The following is a 17,647-nucleotide window of genomic DNA, read 5'->3' as shown; positions in this document are numbered from 1 at the left end:
GCGGGCGCGCGGTGCGCGGTCATCCGCCGAGATAGGCGCGGTGCAGGAGGGCGGGGTCGGCTCGCAGGTCTTCAGACGTGCCCTGGAAGGACACGCGGCCTCCCGCGACGACCACGGCCTCCTGCGCGAGGTCGAGCGCAAGCTGGGTGAACTGCTCGACCAGCAGCACACCCACCCCGGAGTCGGCGATCGACTTCACGATCGGCATCAGGCGCATGAACACGACGGGGGCGAGGCCCAGCGACATCTCGTCGATGAGCAGGATGCGCGGCTTCGCAGCGAACGCACGCGCGAGCACCACCATCTGCTGCTCGCCGCCGGAGAGCAGCGCGGTCGGCGCATCGATGCGCTTCTCGAGCTCGGGGAACTGTGCGAGCGCGGCCTCGAGTTCCTCGGGGGTGCGCGCGGTGAGGGAGATGTTCTCCCGCACGGTCAGCGAGGGGAACACGGCGCGTCCCTGCTCGATGTGCACGATGCCGTGACGAGCCCTCGCGACGCGGGACAGCCGGTCGATCGGCTGGCCGTCGAGGGTCATGCTGCCCGCGGAGTGCGGGGTGACCCCGGACACCGATTCGATCAGGCTCGTCTTGCCCGCGCCGTTCGGGCCCACCAGCGCCAGCACCTCGCCGCCGGTGACCCGCAGCGAGACGTCGGAGATCACCGGACCGGCGCCGCGGCTGACGGTGACGGCATCCAGGACGAGTTCGCTCACTTCAACAGCTCCGTCTCTCCCATGTACGCCTTCACGACGTCGGGGTTCGCAAGGACCTCGGCCTGTGGTCCGCTGGCCAGCACGCGGCCGAAGTCCAGCACCGTCAGGGTCGGGCACACGGAGCGGACGAGATCGAGGTCGTGCTCGATGATGATGAGTGCGACGCCGTAGCGCGCGGGCAGTTCCCGCAACCTTGCCGCGAGTGCCAGATGTTCGTCGTGCGAGAGGCCGGCGGCGGGTTCGTCGAGGATCAGCAACCGAGGCCGGGAGACGACGTTCGCGGCGACCTCCACGAGCCTCCGGGTGCCGACATCGACGCTCGACAGCCGTGACCGCGCGGGCGGGCAGCCGAAGAACTCGAGCACCTCGTCGATGTCGGACGCCGCGAGTCGGCGCCGGGCGACGAACCGCACGTACGCACCGACCGTGAGAGACGGCGGTACCCGGTCCTGCTGGAAGGTCCGCCGCAGGCCGAGTCGCGCGCGCCGCGTGGGGGACAGGCCGGCGAGGTCGCGGTCTCCCAGGCGCACCTGCCCTCCGTGTTTCGGCAGAAAACCGCTGATCGCGTCCACGAACGTCGACTTCCCGGCGCCGTTCGGGCCGATGAGTCCCATGATCGACGCGGAGGGCACGTGGAAGGAGACGTCGTCCAGTGCCTTGAGCGCACCGAACTGCACGGTCAGGCCTTCGACGGTCAGTACCGGCGCACCGTCGAGCGCCGCCTCGTCGACCGTGGCGGTGGTCGTGGTGGTGATCGCCGCCGCATCCGCTCCGGCATCCGGGGGGAGTGCCGACAGTGCGGCGGTTGCGGTCTTGCGATCTGCGCGACGCCAGATCAGGTTGCGGATGCCCTGGCCGAGGTTCGTGCCGCTCGTGAGGGCCTGCACGCCGAGCACGCCGAAGACCACGAAGCCCCAGTCCTGCGGGATGCCCCACCGCTTGAGGAGTTCGGGAACCAGCACCCAGAGAAGTCCGCCGAAGATCGCCATGTCGATGAGGTGGGCGCCCGACATGATCGCGAGCACGTAGAGCGCGAGCGACTGCAGCGGAGTGAAGCTCGACGCGAAGGGGAGCTGCACCTGACCGGCGAGCAGCCCGCCGGAGATGCCGCCGAGCGCCGCCGAGACCGCGAACGCAGTGAGCTTCGCCGTCTGCACGCTCTGCCCTGCGGCGGCCGTGCCGCGCTCGGAGAAGGCAACGGCCTTCCAGCTCGAACCCCAGCGGCCGCGCTGCAGGAAGAACGCGCCGAGCGCGCAGACGGCGAGCACGACGATGGAGAGGAAGAAGAACTGCCGGTCGTTCGAGAACATCTCGGGACGTTCGATCGCCGTCCCGTCGGCCGAGCCGGGGAACTGGATCTGCACGAGGGTCACATCGGCGGCCGCAGCGAATCCGAGGGTGACGACGGCGAGGTTCACGCCGCGCAGCCGCAGTGCAGGGAGGCCGACGAGGATGCCGACCAGGCCCGCCGCGACCCCGCCGAGGATCAGCCACACGATGAATCCGCCGGGAGCCTGCATGACGTTCAGCAGCGAGACGATCCAGGCGCCGACGGCGGCGAAGGTGAGCTGGCAGAGCGCGATCATCCCGGCGGAGCCGGTCACGATGCCCAGACCGAGAATGGCGATCGCGGCCGTGACCGCGCTGATCGCGAGGAAGACGAAGTACCCCGGCAGGGCCGCGCTGAGGACCGCCCCCACGCCGATGCCGGCGAGAGCGACGGCGAACGGCCAGGTGATCCGGAACCAGGGGCGGTCAGCGAGCGGCATCCCACACCTCCTTGCGCTGCGTCCAGAGCAACAGGACGACGATGAACAGGAACGGGAGGAAGTTGCGCACCAGCGCCACTTCGTCGATCTGGGCGACGAGCCCGCCGAGCACGCCGAGCAGGATCCCGCCGACGACGGCGAGATCGAGTCGGCGGAATCCGCCGAGCAGCGCGGCCGCCGCGGCCGGGACGATGAGCATCGACAGGCTGGTCGCGTCGTTCGACTGCGATGGCGCCACGATGATGATCGCGATCGCGCTGATCACACCCGTCACGAACCAGACGGCGATCGACAGCGGGCGCGAGCGGATGCCGAGGAGCTCGGCGGTGGTGGGCCGCTCCGAGAGCGCCCGCAGCTGCGTGCCGACCCTGGTGCGGCGCAGCACGATCCGCACCACGATCGCCGTCACGATCGCCATGGCCACGGTCGCGACCGTCACCTGGCTGATCACGACCCCGCCGAACGAGAACGCAGGACCGGCGATGATCGGCGCGAACGGCTGCGGCTTGTTGCCGAACAGGATGAACGACATCGAGATGAGCAGCAGAAGAGGACCGACGGTCATCGCCGAGCGGGTGGTGGTGGACGCCTCGGACAACCAGGTCGCGGCGATGAACCCGATCGCGGCGGAAAGGAGCCCGGCGACCAGGACACCGAGCACGGACCCGAGCCAGATCGGCAGGTCGAGTTCGCGCACGAACCACACGGCGGTGAAGGCGCCGAACATCCCGGTCGCGGCCTGGGCGAAGTTCACCACCCGCACGAGGCGGGACATCAACGTCAGGCATACGCCGAGGACGGCATAGAGGCCGCCGGCGGCGAGACCGGCGATGGCGCCTTGCAGCATGAGGAGTCCTTTCTGATCCGAGGGGGATGGCCTGCCGCCGGGAATGCGCCCGGCGGCAGGCGGGAGTGGCTACTCGCCGATGCGGAGCCAGTCGTCGGCGACCTTCTCCCAGGCGTTCGTGCCGGACTCGAGGATGATCGGCCAGCCCGCGGTGTTCTGCGTACCGAACGCGTAGGGCGTTCCGACCATCGGGTTCTCGATCGGCTCCATGCCCTTGAGCGCCTCGGAGACGGTCTCGCGGGTGATGTCTCCGTCGATGCCCTCGAGCACCTCGATGAAGTAGGTCGCGGCGAGATACCCGCCCTGGCTGAACGAGGTGAGCGGGATGTCGTTGGCCTCCATCAGCTCGCGCCAGTCGGCGTTGATCTCGCTGTCGTCGGTGAACGGGTAGAACTCCGCCGGCACGTAGATGCCCGCGCCCGCATCGTCGATCGCCTCGGCGAAGTTCTCGCTGTAGACACTCGTCAGGTACAGCCAGGTCACGTCGTCCCAGCCCTGCGCGTTCGCGGCCTTGACCTGTCCGATCGCATCGGGCTCCACCGGGTTGATCGCGAGCGCTTTGCAGCCCTGGTCGCGTGCCTTGACGATGTAGGGCGTGTAGTCGGAGGCGCCGTACGGGACGGTGTCGTCGACGTACTTCGGCTCCTTGCCGGTGATCTCGGTCCACTTGTCGATCGCGGCCTGATAGGTCGGTCGCGTGGAACCGGCGATCTCGAGCAGGATGCAGATGTCGTCGAGCCCGAGCACCTCGGAGCCGTACTGCAGCGTGAGAGTCATGTCGTTGAACGGTCCGACGTTCGCGGGCGAGATGCTGTCGCTCGCGAAGCAGCCGGTGTCCACCCCGATCCCGGGCATCGAGAGGATGCCCTCCTGCTCGTAGTACTTGGCATTGATCTCGCACTCGATGAGGCTGGCGGATCCGACGAGCGCGACGGCGCCGTCGCTGCCGACCAGTTCCCGGGCGGAGGCGGTGGCCGTTGCCGGGTCGCCCTTGTCGTCCAGCATCTTGTAGTCGATCCTGCGTCCGTCGAGCCCGCCCGCTTCGTTGAAGGCGTCGAACACGGCGGCGGCGGCCTGTGAAGCTTCCGGGAACGTGGCCGGCCCGCTGATGGTGTTGACGGAGCCGACGACGATCGGGGCGCCTTCGCCACCGCCGGAGCCGTCTCCGCCGGCACAGCCGGCGAGGGTGAGGGCTGCCACGGCGAGGAGCGCCGCGGTGCCGGATGCTCGTTTGTTCATGTGCTTCCTGCCTCTCGTGTTCAGGTGGTGCGGTGTTCGGGTCGTGCGGTGTTCAGGCACGCAGGGCGCGGTTCACGAGTTCCGTGTCGGTGAACTGCTCGAAGGCGACGATCTCGCCGCCGGCCACCCGCCACACATGGGCGACACGGGCGGCGAAGAAGCGTCCGGTCTGCGTGTAGGTGCCCGAGTACGTGCCGATGGCGACCACGACGTCACCGCCGTCGACGACCTCGTCGATCGCGACCGTGTAGTCGTCCCATTCCTCCTGGATGCGGCCGAACACGTTCGCTGCGACGGCATCCGGGCCGATGTACGTGCCCGCGTACGGGAAGCCGGCCGCCTCTGTCCAGCGGATGTCCGCGGCGAACGGCGCCAGCATCCCGTCGAGGTCGCCGCGGTCGTTGGCGTCGTAGTGCTGGCGGATCAGGTCTGCGTTGCTCATGCGTCTTCCTCGGAATCCGTGGTTCATCGAACGGTCAGACGGGTTGGGCATCGGGATAGGCCACCGAGCCCAAGGGATAGATGTGGCCGCCACCTCGGGAGTGCTCGGCGTCGCCGTCTCCATTGAGCCCGAGGAAGATCCCCGTGGTCATCAGCGGGTAGCCGAGGTCGTGCAGCCAGACGCTGGCCACGGCGATGCGGAACTCCCGGAAGCAGAACAGATAGAGGCCGTCGGCGAACTTCCAGACGGTCGACAGGTCCATGTCGCCATGGCCGCGCTGCACGCCCTCGAGGCACTGCCAGGCGTAGCGCCGACTGGAGATGTACACGTGCTCGTAGAGGTGGTGGGGGCTGTACCGGTAGAGGTTGCGCTTGCCGATGAGGTCGCGGCTCGGGCCGGGCGCGTCACCGCTGACCGGGCCCGCGTCGGTCGTCGCCGCCCAGAAGTCCTGGCCGACCTGAGGGGTGCCCTCGACGGCCTCGGCGGCGATCCGCGAACGGATGACGGTGGCCCGGTTCGTCGCTGTCGAGAACACCACGGTGACGGCTTCGCGAGGACGGCTCTGCATCGGGATGTTGACGAACACGACGTCGTCGCGCACCCGCACGGCATCGTACGGGTCGGTGCCGGAGGCCTCGAGTCCGGTCCAGAGGACGGCGTCCTCGGAGAACCGGAGGGTCAGGGTCGAGCCGTCGTCGAGGGTGAGCGTGAGTGCGGTGCCGGTGAGCTGCGTGTTCGGCAGGCGGAAGGTGTCGATGCCCGCGGCGAACTCGTCGTACGTGCGCCACTGGTCGAGGGCCGGGTCGGCGGAGATGTCGGTCATGAGGGTCCTGACGTCGCACGGGGCGGGGCCTCATCGCCCCGGGCACCGCGTCATCGCGGTGCACTTGCCTCATGCTGGGTGCGCGCCCCTCATCCCCTCAAGGCCGCGACGGCCATCGCGCGCCGAGAGTCAACCGGCGTGCCCTCCCGGGCAAGCGACGTGCTGGTGCGCGGCGGGAAGCGCGTCAGTGCGCGGCGCGATACTCGCTGGGGGAGACGCCGAAGGTCGACTTGAACGCGCGGCTGAAATGCGCCGCGTCGACGAAGCCCCAGCGCGCGGCGATCGCTGCGACCGGACGGTCGGCGAGCATCGGGTCGAGCAGGTCGCGGCGGCACTGTTCGAGGCGTCGCGTGCGGATCCACGTCGATACGGTGACCCCCTGCTCCTGGAAGAGCCCGTGCAGGTGCCTGGTCGAGATGAAGTGCGCGGCGGCGATCGACGCGGGCCCGAGATCGGTCGACGCGAGATTGCGGTCGATGTGCGAGCGGATGCGCTGCACCAGCGCACGATGCGGATCGGCCGACACCTGGTCGAGTCCGAGCTCGCGCGTGAAGAGGGTGGTCACGAGGTCGAGCGCGCTGTGCGCCAGCCGGGCCCCCGTCGTCCCTGCCAGCTGGTCGAGGTTGCCGGCGAGCTGCGTCAGATACGGCACGACCATGCCCCCGAGGCCTTCGTGGCCGGAGATGCGCACGGCGGTGAGCTGCCCGACCATGTCGGCCGGGAGGCTGATGAGGTGCTTCGGGAACATCACGACCATGGTGCGGAAGTCCTCGTCGAACACGAGCGAGTACGGACGGTCGGTGTCGTACACCGCGAGATCGCCGGCTTGCAGCACGGCCTCGCGGTCGTCCTGGATCAGCAGGCCGGTGCCGGCGAGCATCAGGCTGACCTTGAAGTACGAGCGGTCGCCGCGCGCGATGAGTTCGGGGGTGCGCTCGACGACGTGCGAGGTGGCGCGCACGTCGTTCACGTGCACCTCATCGACGGAGGCGCCGCGGATGACTCCTCGGAAGTGGTCTGGCCCGGCGGTCGTGACCTGGAGGGGGACGAAGGACTCGGAGACGGCGGCACGGAAGTCGCTGATGTTGCGCGCGACGAGTGTGGACACCAATTCGGCGGGGGCGGCGGGTGCACCGTTCATGACTGATCACCTCGGGTGGTGGAACGACGACGTTGTATACGATCCGTTCCGTGATGCTATCACCGGCATCGGTCGAACGGGGTGACTTCTCTTCCGGAGCTCAGTGATCGCAGGCGCACGCGCCTGCACCGCAGCAGCTGTCGGACGTGACCGCGTGAGCCTGCGTCGACTCGGGCACATCCATCGCGGGGTTCTGGTCGAGGAAGCCGTAGGGCTTGAACCAGAAGCCGGCGTAGTCGACGGGCATGATGGGCCAGTCCTCCGGGCGTGGGAAGTGCGTCAGCCCGAACGTGTGCCACAGGACGATGTCCTCACCGTCGATCGACCGGTCGCCCGCGGCGTACTCCGGCAGGCCCGCGCCGCCCTGATGGGCGTTGGGGTAGCGGCCGGCCGGCCAGTTCTGTCCCTGTTCGTGCCGGGTCGCCCAGAGGTGCTTGGTGGCGAACGCGGCGCGCGCGGCGACGGAGGAGGCCGGATCGGCCATGAGCAGAGCCGTCGGCTGCGGCACCAGGTGGTAGGCGGTCGGGCGTCCGACGCGGTTCGTCTGGGAAGTGCTCTGCACCTCCCAGACACGGGCGACCGAGCTGTCCGCTTCGCGCTGCGCCTCCGATTCGGTCGCGAGGGTCGTCTCCGACCAGCTGAAGGCGTTGCCGAACGGGTTGTCCTGGCCCATCGGAACGCGCTGGGCGTCGACCTCGACCAGGCGGTTGTGCTCGCCGTCGATCGCCACGTCGAGGCGTGCGCAGAAGAGGTGCTGATGCACCGGGGCGAAGACGCCGGGGGCGAGCTCGGTCGCGTGCTTCTGGCGGACGCCCGGCTCGCCGGCCGCGGCGAAGACGATGCCGGTCGCCTTCGCGACCACCTCGATCGATCCGTCCAGGGAGAAGTTCCAGTAGAAGCCGTAGTCGTAGTTGCCGATCGTGGAGAAGTACGAGACCACGAAGCGGCGCGAGCGGCGCACGTCGGCGCGGCCCGCCAGATCGGTGTGCTTCCAGAGGATGCCGTAGTCCTCCTCGTGCATGCAGATCACGTTCGGGATGCGCACGGGGTGGCCGTGGTCGTCGGCGACGTAGCCGTCGAGGTAGCGGATGACGCCGAGGCAGTCGCAGCCGAGCTCGAGATGGTTGGCGTTCTTGCCGAGCAGGTACTCGCCGGCATCGAAGTAGCTGATCCAGAAGCGGCCGGGCGCGGTATCGCCGTAGGGCACCACCATCTCGGGAACGCTGGCCCGGCTGAGCACCGAACGACCTTGGAAGGAGACGTCGTGCAGCACGAGGCCTTCGCGGGCGTTGAAGTCGACGCGCATGGACCAGCCCTCCCACTCGACGAGCGAGCCGGAGACCGTGAAGCTCGGGCCTTCCGGCTGGGTGATCTCGATGGGCTTGAGCGAGGTGCGTGCGTCGCCCTGCACCTCGGGGTAGTAGTTACCGTGGCCGGCCGGAACAGGCACGTCGCCATGATCCTCGACGCGGATGACGCTGTTCGAGGTGAGGTCGATGTGCACGATGAGGCCCTCGACCGGGTGCGCCCACGGGGAGTCCTGCTCGTCGTACTTGAGGAACGTGAGGGAGCGGATCACGCGGCGTCCGATCTCGTCGGCGCGGCCGGTGTATCCCGGGGCGAGCGGTCCGCAGAACGCGAGGTCCATGTGCTCGGCGAGGCCGCGGCGCGTCATCGCCGCCTGCCACTCGGGGGAGGCCTTCGCGATCGTCTCGGCGCGCTCGTACTCCTCGAACAGGTACTGCGGCTGGCCGTAGGGTGGGGCGTCGTTCGGCACGCGCTCGGTGCGCAGGACCTCGCCGCGTGTGATCGACACGATGGCCTCGGTCGCCACGCCCGTCGCCGTGTCGAGCAGCGTCACATCGACACGGCGGTCGATGGGGGAGCCCGGATGCCACGCGGCGAGCTCCTCCTTCGTGGTCTCGTCGGGAAGCAGCATCGGTACGCGGGTGCTCTCCGTCAGGAGTCCCGCTGCGTCGAGCACCGCTCGCGCGGCGGCGATCTCCTCGCCGGTCAGCGGATCGTGCGGGTGCGAGGCCGCGATCTTCTCGATGGAGACGGACTGCGGTGCGTGGTGGGACATCATCGACCTCACTATTTTCGAGCAATTGCTCAATAAACGGGTTGCGACGATGATACGACGGGTCGTCGGCGGTCCACAACCACCGATTCCGGGTGCGTCGAGAGCGGCCGGTGCGGGCTCAGGCGCGCCAGGGCGCGAGGATGCTGTCGAGTACGGCGAGGTGCGCTGCGGCGGGCTGAGGCTCGGTGACCTCGACGATCTGCTGTCCGTAGGTGACCGAACGCAAGAGCGCCATCACGGCGTCGACGGGGGAGTCAGCGCGCAGCTCGCCATCGTCGACGGCCTCCGCGAGAGCGAGCCGGATGCTGTCCTGCCAGGTCGCGAGCGTCGGGGCTCCGGCATCGGGGGTCGGTGCGAGGGTCGCCAGTCGCCCCCAGAATCCGACCACCACATGCGCCTCGATGCGGGTGGGCTCGTCGACGGGCAGTACTTCACGCATCAGTGCCTGCAGTCGCGCCAGTCCGCGCAGGCCGGCCGTCGCGTCGGCGATGCGCGCGTCGGTGCGGCGGGTGACTTCGGAGGCCGCCGCACGTACGACCTCGTCGAAGCCGTCGAAGTAGTGCCAGAGCGATCCGGTGGCGACACCGAGCTCCTTGGCGACGGCGCGTGAGGAGACGCTCTCGTGCCCGTCGCGGGCGGCGACGGCGAGCAGCGCCTCGGCGATCTGCCGGCGGCGCTCATCGTGATCGACGATGCGGGGCACGTGCCCATCTTGTCGCATCGGAACCGGGTCTGGCTATTTTGAGCGATCGATCAATATACTGCCCCGGTGGAGCTTCTCCTTCCCGCAGCACCGTGGCTGATGGCCGCAGCAGCGATCGTCTCGGCGGTCGCCTGCATCGCTGCGTGGTCGGCCGTGCCGTGGCAGGGGAGGCAGGCGGCGCTCATCATGGCGGCCGTGATGCTGACCATCGCCCTGACCGAGGGAGACGCCCTCACCGGACTGGTCTTCGGGGCCGTGCTCCTCCTCTCGGCGATGCTCGGCACCATGGGAGTGCGCGGCACTCCGTCGGCTGCGACGTGCTGCCATCGCGCGCTCGTGTCGCTCGTGATGGCGATCTGCTCGTTCGAGAGCGTCTCCGGAAGCACGACGGGAGGGACCGGTGCGGCGACGGAGGTCGCGGTCGCGGCGCACGGCGGGCACGGGCTGAACGGCGTCCTGTCGGTCCTGGTGCTGGTGGGAGTGGTCGGGGTCGTGCTGTGGACCATCGTCACAGAGTGGTTCGTGGCGCCGGTGCATCACGGCAGAACCGCGCGCCTGCTGACGACCGAATCGTGGGCGATGGTCGCCGGCGTCGCCGTGATGTGCCTCGGGTTCTGACGGGCCGTGCGCAAAGCGCTCGCTCCGGTGCGGCAGCCCGATGCTAGCGAGGCACCGCGGCCGGCCGCACGAACACCCAGGCGGCGACGGCTGCGACTGCCGCGGCGAGCGTCATGGTGACGGCCATGGTGACGGCGTTCGTGCCGCCGAGTCCCGCGGCGAGGGGCGCGAGCACCGGGCCGAACAGGAATGTCGCCATGCCGAGCAGGGCTGATGCGGTGCCGGCGCGGGCGCCGTGGTGGGCGAGTGCGAGGGTCTGACCGTTCGGGCCGCCGAGGCCGGAGCAGAGCATGAAGCCGACGAGCGCCGCGATCACTCCGTACGCGCCGGTGCCGGTCGACGTCAGCACGAGCAGCACCGTCGTGGCGAGCAACGTCGCCGTGATGCCGCCGAGATACACGCGCAGCGGTCCCCAACGACGCACCACGAGGCGGCTGGTCTGACTGCCGACGATGCTGGCCAGCGCCCCCGCCGCGAACGCGAGGCTGAAGGCCTGCGGGCTGAGGCCGAACTGATCCTGCAGCACGAACGACGACATCGACAGGTAGGTGAAGAACGCGACGCCGCCGCCCGCCGCAGCGCACAGCACCGCCACGAAGAGGCGATCGCGGACGACGGTGCCGGCGTGCGACCGGAGCGCCACGAGGCCGCCGCCGTGCCGCTCCGAGGGACGCAGCGTCTCGGGCAGGGCGAACACCACGACGAGGAGCAGTACGACCCCGACCGCGCTGAGCACGCCGAAGATGCCGCGCCAGTCCATGACCCGAGCGAGCTGCCCGCCGACGACCGGCGCGATGATCGGCGCCGTGCCGGACACGAGGAACAGCAGGGACAGCATCCGCGACAGCTCGACGCCTTCGAACTGGTCGCGCGCGATGGCCAAGCAGATCACGATGCCGGCCGAGCCTGCGAGCCCCTGCAGGAACCGGGCGACCAGCAGCAGCTCGATGTTCGGAGCGACGGCGCACACGACGGAGAGCACGGCGAAAGCCGCGACCCCGACCATCAACGGGAGTCGTCGACCGAGTCGATCGCTCAGCGGACCCGCCACGAGCTGGCCGAGTCCGAGCCCGATCATGCACGCCGACATCGTCACCTGCGCCAGAGCCTCCGTCGTACCGAGCGACGCGGCGAGCTGCGGCAACTGGGGCAGGTACAGGTCCATCGACAGGGGGCCGAAGGCCTCCAGCATCCCGAGCACCAGCATCGCCCGCAGCGTGCTCATGCGCGGGCGGGCGGGCTCCTCGGGGACGGGGAGGCTCATCCGCCGAGGCGCAGGATGCGGCGCAGCCAGCTCTCGCGGGCCGCGATGGCAGCTTTCGAGACTTCGGCGTCGGGGGAGAACCCGGCGAACCCGTGATATCCGCCGGCCCACACGTGCAGTTCGGCCTGTCCACCGGTCGCCCAGATGCGCATGGCGTAGTCGACGGCCTCGTCGCGGAACGTCTCCGCAGCGCCCACCTCGATGAACGCGGGGGCGAGTCCTGAGAGGTCGGCGGCGCGCGCGGGCGCGGTGTACGGCGAGACGCGGTCGGTGAAGCGGTCTTCTCCGGCGATGGCATCCCACGCGGTGTCGTTGTTGTTCCGATCCCACGCGCCGAAACCGTCATACTGCCGGCTGGACGCGGTCTCGTTGCGGTCATCGAGCATCGGGCAGCCGAGCAGCTGACCTGCCAGGCGTGGACCGCCCCGATCCCGGGTGATCAGAGCGACCGCGGCCGAGAGGCCTCCGCCGGCGGACATCCCCGAGGCGATGATGCGGTCGGGATCGATGCCGAGTTCCTCGGCGTGCGCGGTCATCCACTCCAGCGCGGCGTAACAGTCCTCCGCCTGCGCAGGACCGGGGTGCTCGGGTGCCAGACGATACTCGACGGCCACCCCGACGACGCCGTGCCGTTCGGCGAGGTCGATGAGCTCCGCCGTGCCGAAGAACCGGGTGCCCAGCACCATGCCGCCGCCGTGGATCGACAGCACCGCGGGGGCGGGCACGGATGCCGGTCGGGCGGGCCGTACGATCGTGACCTCGATGGCGGGAGCACCCACGGGGCCGGGGATGATCCGGTCTTCCCACGTGATCGCACGGCCCGCTGCCTGGACGACCATGGACGGGATGAGCGTCGCGAAGTAGTCGCGGTTCGCGTGGATCGTGTCGACACGCAGCGGGATGATCTCGACCATCTCGACGAACGCGTCGAGCCCGGCGACGAGTTCCGGGTCGTACGGGACCGGCAGCGGCGCGGTCACCGCGCGGCCCGCCAGATGCGACGCAGCCACGACGCGCGGGCGGAGAGAGCGGCGCGCGAGATCTCGGCTTCGGGCATGTACATGTCGAAGCCGTGCGCCCCGCCGCCCCAGACATGCAGCTCGGCCTGCCCGCCGGTGGCCCAGATGCGCAGGGCGTACTCGGTGTCCTCATCGCGGAACGCCTCGGCCTCGCCGACCTCGATGAAGGCGGGTGGGAGTCCTGCCACATCGGCTGCGCGGCTGGGAGCGGCGTAGGCGGGAGCATCCGGACGGAACGCGAGGTCGTCGCCCAGCACGCACGACCACGCGAGCAGATTCATCTCGCGCTGCCAGGTGCCGATGCCGTCGTACTGGAGGCTGGCGACCGTGGTGTTGGTGTTGTCGATCATCGGGCACAGCAGCAGCTGCCCGGCCATGACCGGACCCTGCCGATCACGAGCCAGGAGCGCCACCGCAGCCGTGAGGCCTCCGCCCGCGCTGCCGCCGCCGACGACGATGCGCTCCGGATCGACACCGAGCTCGGCAGCGTTCTCGTGCACCCAGACGAAGGCGGCGTAACAGTCCTCGACTCCGGCGGGGTAGGGGTTCTCGGGGGCGAGGCGGTACTCGACGTTGACCGCGACGACGCGGTGCTCGTCGACGATGTCGATCACGCGCCCCGTCTCCCACGAGCGGTGGCCGACGATCATGCCCCCGCCGTGGATGTTCACGAAGGCGGGCAGCGCCGCGCCACGGGTATCTGCCGGACGGAACACCGTGATCTCGATCTCGGGCGCTCCGGCGGGACCGGGGATGACGCGGTCCTCCCACTCGATGTCGCGGCCGGCGATGACCGCGTCGTTGTCGGGGAACATCCGGTCGACACCGTCGCGCGGAAGGGTGTCGCGGGTGAGGGGCGGCTGCGGGTTCTTCGCGAGCTCATCGAGCACGGCCTGCACCTCGGGGTCGAAGGGCACGGGGGCGACGGTCGGGTGTCCGGCGGCGGTGGCGGTCATGGTTCTCCTCGGGGCGGTAGGGCGAAGCGGCGGGTCAGGGACCTTCGGGGTCGACGACCCCGCGGTCCGCCCAGAAGGGGTCGATGAGGCGGCGCAGCTCGTCGCTGCCGACGCGGTCGACCAGGGCTGCGGCGTCGAGGTTGGCGCGCAGCTGTTCGATGCTCGATGCGCCGAACAGCGTGGTGGTGAGTGCCGGATGGGTGAGCGTGAACGCGATCCCGAGCTGAGCCGGTGAGACCTCGAGCGAGGAAGCGAGCGCGCGGAAAGCGGGCACATCGGCGATGATCCGTTCCCGGATATCGCCGGGGTCGCGGCCGATCTGCCTGTCCCCGTTGATCTTGCCGGCGAGCACACCGCCCTCCAGGCAGTCGGAGGCCTGGAGCGTCAGCCCCTGCTCCCACAGACGGGCGAAGGGAGCGCCGTCGGGGATCGAGCGCCGGGAGACGCTGTACTTCAGCTGCGCGATCTGCGGGCCGGCGACGCCCTCCGCGGCGGCGATGTCGATGAGGGTCTGGATGCTCGATGCCGACCAGTTGTTCACACCCCAGGCGCGGATGAGTCCGGCCCCCTCGAGACGGGCGAGGTCGAGGACGAGGTCGCGCAGGTCGAGGTCGTCGCGGCGCAGGTCGCCGAGGATCACCAGGTCGGCGTGCTCGACGCCGACCCGCATCAGCGCGTTCTCGAGCTGCGGGCGGAATCCCTCATCGCCGAACGCCTCGAGCCACAGCTTCGACGAGAGCAGCCACTCGTCGCGCCGGAGGCCCGCGGCACGCACCATCGCCGAGAAGATCACATCGGTGAAGACGGGCGGCGCACCCGGGGCGGAGTACACGCCGACGTCGAACAGGTTCACACCGCGGTCGACCGCCTCGCGAAGCATCGTGACCGCGTCGGCGAAGTCCATCCGGTCGTAGGTGTGCCAGGAGCCGAGGGAGAACAGCGAGGCGTCGATGCCGCTGCGGCCGATCTCGCGGTGGGGCAGGAGGGGAGTGGTCACGGGGTCCTCACCGTCTCGGGTCGATGACGGCCTTGACCTCATCGAGGTGGTGCATGTGGGCGATCTTGTCGGAGGCGTCGGAGAGGCCGACCGGGGCGCTGAAGAGGTCGTCCCAGGGGAAGCGGTCCGCGAACGCGGTGAAGAAGTCGATCGCACGGGAGTAGTCCGAGATGTCGCCGTTGAGCGAGCCGACGACTGTGAGCTCCTTGCCCATGATGGTGCTGAGCGGGAAGCCGTCGCCGGCGGGACCGGTGGATCCGACGATGGTGACCGTGCCGCGCTGCGCGGCCATCGCGATCGCATCCGGCCCGACGCTCGGCGCGCCGGCGAAGTCGAACACGTGGTCGGCTCCGCGCCCTCCGGTGAGCGCCATGACCTGTTCGACGACCGGGCCGTCACGGAAGTCGACGACCGCGTCGGCGCCGAAGCGTCCGGCGAGTTCCAGGCGCGACGCGGGGGCGCCGATCGTGATGACCTGGCCGGCTCCCGAGATCTTCGCGACGGCCGTGGCGAAGATGCCGAGCGCGCCGGCGCCCTGCACGACCACGCGTGAGCCGGGCCGGATGCGCCCGGCCCGCTCGAAGGCCCGCAGCACGGTCTTGGCCGCGCACCCGGCCATCGATGCCCAGGTGTCCTTCACGGACGCCGGGAGCAGCAGTTTCGCGGCTCGCGGCGTCACGTAGGCATACTCCGAGAGCCCCGCGGTGGCGAACGGGGGCACATCGGCACGCTGCAGGAAGCCGTAGCCGCGGCGCGCACAGGCGACGGGTTCGCGCAGCACCACGCAGCCGTGGCACTCGCCGCAGGTCGACTCGGACCAGCCGATGCGGTCGCCGGGGGAGAGTGGGTGGCCCAGGGCGTCTCTCGTGTCGGGCCCGGTGGCGACGATCTCGCCGACCATCTCGTGTCCGAGCACCATCGGGAGCATGCCGGGGAAGGTCATCCGGCCCTCCCAGATCTCGATGTCGGTGCCGCACAGCGTGGTGCACGAGATGCGCACGAGGGCGGCTCCGGGCTCGAGCTCGGCGGGGAGCGGGAGGTTCTGCAGGGTGAGCGGTTCGCCGTGCGCGGTGAGCACGGCGGCGCGGGTCGTGGTCGGAAGATCGGTGGCGGTCGGCAGGGCGATGATGGGGAGGGACATGGTTCTCCAGACGGCGGTGTCGGTCAGACCAGGAGCTGCCCGCCGTCGACGGCGACGGAGACTCCGGTGATGTGGCTGGCGGCGTCGCTCGCGAGGAACAGCACGAGCGGCGTGATCTGGTCGATCTCGGCGATAGAGCCGAGGGGGATGCGCGACTCCCAGGCCGCGCGCGCCTGCGGGTTCGAGGCGAAGTCGGCGGTCAGGGGCGTGAGCACGGGACCGGGGGCGACCGCGTTCACGCGGACACCCGATGCGGCGAGCTCGATCGCGGCGGTGCGGGTGAGGGCATCCACCGCCGCCTTGGTCGCCTCGTAGTGGCCGAGGCCGGGGGTGGGCTGTCGGGCACCGATGGAGGAGATGTTGACGACCGAGCCGCGTCCCGCCTCGGCGAGCAGACCGCCGAAGACGCGGAGCATGAGGAAGGTGCCGCGCACGTTGACCCGCAGGGCCGCATCGACGACGTCGACCGGGACCTCCTGGAGGGTGCCGCCGCCGGCGACGATGCCCGCGTTGTTGACCAGGACGTCGATACCGCCGCCGGTGACCAGCCGCTCGGCCGCGTCCAGGACGGAGGCCTCGTCGCCGATGTCGAGAGTGAGGGCCGCGGCGCCGATCTCGGCAGCGACGGCGGCCGCGGCATCCGCGTTCACGTCGCCGATCACGACCTCGTCTCCGGCATCGAGGAAGGCGGTGGCGATGCCGCGGCCGAGGCCGGACGCACCTCCGGTGACCAGGATGCGGCGGGGGGATGCGGTCATGTTCGTCCTCACTGACGGCTGCTCTGACGGGATGTCTCCGTTATATTCTACAAACATAGAAAAACACAACCCCGTGTCTCGAGACGGCGAAGGAGCCTTCATGCCCGAAACGACATATCCCCGAAAACGTCTGGACTCCACCGGAGCGGTCGTGCCGCCCCTGGCGCTCGGATCCTGGAACACCTGGGATCGGATGGCCCCCGACGACGCGGTCGCTCTGATCCACCGGGCGGTCGAACTCGATGCCGGCTTCTTCGACGTCGCGTACTACAACATGGGTCCGCACGCCGAGAACTCGACGACCGACATCCTGTTCGGCCAGGCGCTGCGGGCGAGCGGTGTCGACCGCGCCGACATCGTGCTGTGCGGCAAGCTCTGGCTGTGGGACTGGCCGAACCAGGGGTTCCGTGCACAGCTCGCGGAGTCGCTGGAGCGTGCCGGACTCGACCGCTTCGACACCCTCGTGGTGGGGGACTGCCTCGACGCCCCTGACCTGCCCCGCCTCGTCGCCGACGTGAACGAGCTCATCGCCGAGGGGCTCGTCGACTCCTGGGGCATCAACAACTGGCGGATCGAGCACACCCGGGAGGCACTCGCCGAGGCTGCGGAGCAGGGCATGGCGGGTCCGGTGTTCGCGCAGTTGAAGTACGGCATCGCTCGGAGGTCGATGGCCGAGGGGAACGCGTACGGCCCGCTGTTCGCCGATGGCACGCTCACCCTGCAGGCCTCGGATGTGCTCGAAGGCGGCATCCTGGCGACGGGACGTGTGCCCGAGCGGAAGATCGGCGCCGACGTCGGAGGCATCCGTGAGCAGATCGCGGCCGTCTATCCCGAGGTCGCACGCGTCGCGGGGGAGTTCGAGGTCACGCCGGCCGCGCTCGGCATCGCCTTCTGCCTGTCGAACCCCGCCACCGCGAACGTGCTGTTCGGCGCCTCGCGTCTCGCGCAGCTGGAGGAGAACCGCGCGGCGCTCGCTCTCGCCCGCGATCACGGCGCCGATGTGCGGGCCGCGCTCGCCGGGTGCTGGGTCGACCGCGAAGTGCGGGCCGACGGGGCATGGTGAGTGCGGAAGTGCCCTTTCCTCGGGCCGACGGGCTCGGGCGGGCCATGCCTGCGCGCTCGGACAAGCCCGGTG

At 69.9% G+C, this 17,647-nt stretch carries 17 protein-coding genes; 2 read left to right on the top strand and 15 right to left on the bottom strand.

The genetic code is table 11. The annotated features are described in order from the left end of the window. Positions 1 to 19: 19 nt before the first annotated feature. The 9 genes from ACFVWL_RS00685 to ACFVWL_RS00645 all read right to left on the bottom strand — a co-directional run bounded on the left by ACFVWL_RS00685 (position 20) and on the right by ACFVWL_RS00645 (position 9,759). Positions 20 to 712, bottom strand: coding sequence for an ABC transporter ATP-binding protein (locus ACFVWL_RS00685; protein ID WP_387177364.1), 693 nt, complete (start codon positions 710 to 712; stop codon positions 20 to 22). Further along, positions 709 to 2,481: an ATP-binding cassette domain-containing protein gene (locus tag ACFVWL_RS00680; RefSeq protein WP_387177363.1), complete on the bottom strand. Its 1,773-nt coding sequence runs from the start codon at positions 2,479 to 2,481 to the stop codon at positions 709 to 711. Before ACFVWL_RS00680 ends, ACFVWL_RS00685 begins: the two co-directional genes overlap by 4 nt. After that, complete coding sequence (locus ACFVWL_RS00675; protein WP_387177361.1) at positions 2,468 to 3,328, bottom strand: branched-chain amino acid ABC transporter permease; 861 nt, start codon at positions 3,326 to 3,328, stop codon at positions 2,468 to 2,470. Before ACFVWL_RS00675 ends, ACFVWL_RS00680 begins: the two co-directional genes overlap by 14 nt. 69 nt (positions 3,329 to 3,397) lie before the next feature. Next, positions 3,398 to 4,567 (bottom strand): ABC transporter substrate-binding protein, encoded by a 1,170-nt coding sequence (locus ACFVWL_RS00670; protein WP_387177360.1) that lies wholly within the window; start codon positions 4,565 to 4,567, stop codon positions 3,398 to 3,400. A gap of 52 nt (positions 4,568 to 4,619) precedes the next feature. Next, a complete protein-coding gene (locus ACFVWL_RS00665) occupies positions 4,620 to 5,009 on the bottom strand; it encodes a nuclear transport factor 2 family protein (RefSeq protein WP_387177358.1) in 390 nt (129 codons plus the stop codon). Between the two features lie 34 nt (positions 5,010 to 5,043). Continuing rightward, positions 5,044 to 5,832, bottom strand: a complete 789-nt coding sequence (locus tag ACFVWL_RS00660) for a MoaF C-terminal domain-containing protein (RefSeq protein WP_387177356.1) — start codon at positions 5,830 to 5,832, stop codon at positions 5,044 to 5,046. Positions 5,833 to 6,016: 184 nt separating this feature from the next. Continuing rightward, entirely contained in the window at positions 6,017 to 6,973 is a 957-nt protein-coding gene (locus tag ACFVWL_RS00655) for a helix-turn-helix domain-containing protein (protein ID WP_387177354.1), read from the bottom strand. A 100-nt stretch (positions 6,974 to 7,073) separates the two neighbouring features. Further along, on the bottom strand, positions 7,074 to 9,059 hold the full coding sequence (locus ACFVWL_RS00650) for a primary-amine oxidase (protein WP_387177352.1): 1,986 nt from the start codon (positions 9,057 to 9,059) through the stop codon (positions 7,074 to 7,076). A 115-nt stretch (positions 9,060 to 9,174) separates the two neighbouring features. Beyond that, positions 9,175 to 9,759, bottom strand: coding sequence for a TetR/AcrR family transcriptional regulator (locus ACFVWL_RS00645; protein WP_387177350.1), 585 nt, complete (start codon positions 9,757 to 9,759; stop codon positions 9,175 to 9,177). Positions 9,760 to 9,825: 66 nt separating this feature from the next. Here ACFVWL_RS00645 and ACFVWL_RS00640 point away from each other — a divergent pair, with 66 nt between their 5' ends. Continuing rightward, entirely contained in the window at positions 9,826 to 10,377 is a 552-nt protein-coding gene (locus ACFVWL_RS00640; RefSeq protein ID WP_387177348.1) for a hypothetical protein, read from the top strand. A gap of 43 nt (positions 10,378 to 10,420) precedes the next feature. Here ACFVWL_RS00640 and ACFVWL_RS00635 read toward each other — a convergent pair whose 3' ends face one another. From ACFVWL_RS00635 to ACFVWL_RS00610, 6 genes are read right to left on the bottom strand one after another with little or no spacing between them, the layout of a single operon-like run. Next, positions 10,421 to 11,641, bottom strand: a complete 1,221-nt coding sequence (locus ACFVWL_RS00635) for a multidrug effflux MFS transporter (RefSeq protein WP_387177346.1) — start codon at positions 11,639 to 11,641, stop codon at positions 10,421 to 10,423. Further along, positions 11,638 to 12,621: an alpha/beta hydrolase gene (locus ACFVWL_RS00630; RefSeq protein WP_387177344.1), complete on the bottom strand. Its 984-nt coding sequence runs from the start codon at positions 12,619 to 12,621 to the stop codon at positions 11,638 to 11,640. The genes ACFVWL_RS00635 and ACFVWL_RS00630 overlap by 4 nt, the downstream gene beginning before the upstream one ends. Beyond that, a complete protein-coding gene (locus tag ACFVWL_RS00625; RefSeq protein WP_387177342.1) occupies positions 12,618 to 13,616 on the bottom strand; it encodes an alpha/beta hydrolase in 999 nt (332 codons plus the stop codon). Before ACFVWL_RS00625 ends, ACFVWL_RS00630 begins: the two co-directional genes overlap by 4 nt. A 34-nt stretch (positions 13,617 to 13,650) precedes the next feature. After that, positions 13,651 to 14,613, bottom strand: a complete 963-nt coding sequence (locus tag ACFVWL_RS00620; RefSeq protein ID WP_387177340.1) for an aldo/keto reductase — start codon at positions 14,611 to 14,613, stop codon at positions 13,651 to 13,653. Positions 14,614 to 14,620: 7 nt separating this feature from the next. Further along, positions 14,621 to 15,754, bottom strand: coding sequence for a zinc-binding dehydrogenase (locus tag ACFVWL_RS00615; RefSeq protein WP_387177338.1), 1,134 nt, complete (start codon positions 15,752 to 15,754; stop codon positions 14,621 to 14,623). 23 nt (positions 15,755 to 15,777) lie between these two features. After that, positions 15,778 to 16,512 (bottom strand): SDR family NAD(P)-dependent oxidoreductase, encoded by a 735-nt coding sequence (locus tag ACFVWL_RS00610; protein WP_387177337.1) that lies wholly within the window; start codon positions 16,510 to 16,512, stop codon positions 15,778 to 15,780. A 100-nt stretch (positions 16,513 to 16,612) separates the two neighbouring features. On the opposite strand from ACFVWL_RS00610, the gene ACFVWL_RS00605 reads away from it, so the two are divergent. Further along, on the top strand, positions 16,613 to 17,575 hold the full coding sequence (locus ACFVWL_RS00605; RefSeq protein ID WP_387177335.1) for an aldo/keto reductase: 963 nt from the start codon (positions 16,613 to 16,615) through the stop codon (positions 17,573 to 17,575). Positions 17,576 to 17,647: the final 72 nt, after the last annotated feature.

The organism is Microbacterium sp. NPDC058269 (genome assembly GCF_042881445.1).
Classification (GTDB): domain Bacteria; phylum Actinomycetota; class Actinomycetes; order Actinomycetales; family Microbacteriaceae; genus Microbacterium.
The sequence above is the reverse complement of the archived record's forward strand: the minus strand, read 5'-3'. Positions and strand labels throughout refer to the sequence as shown.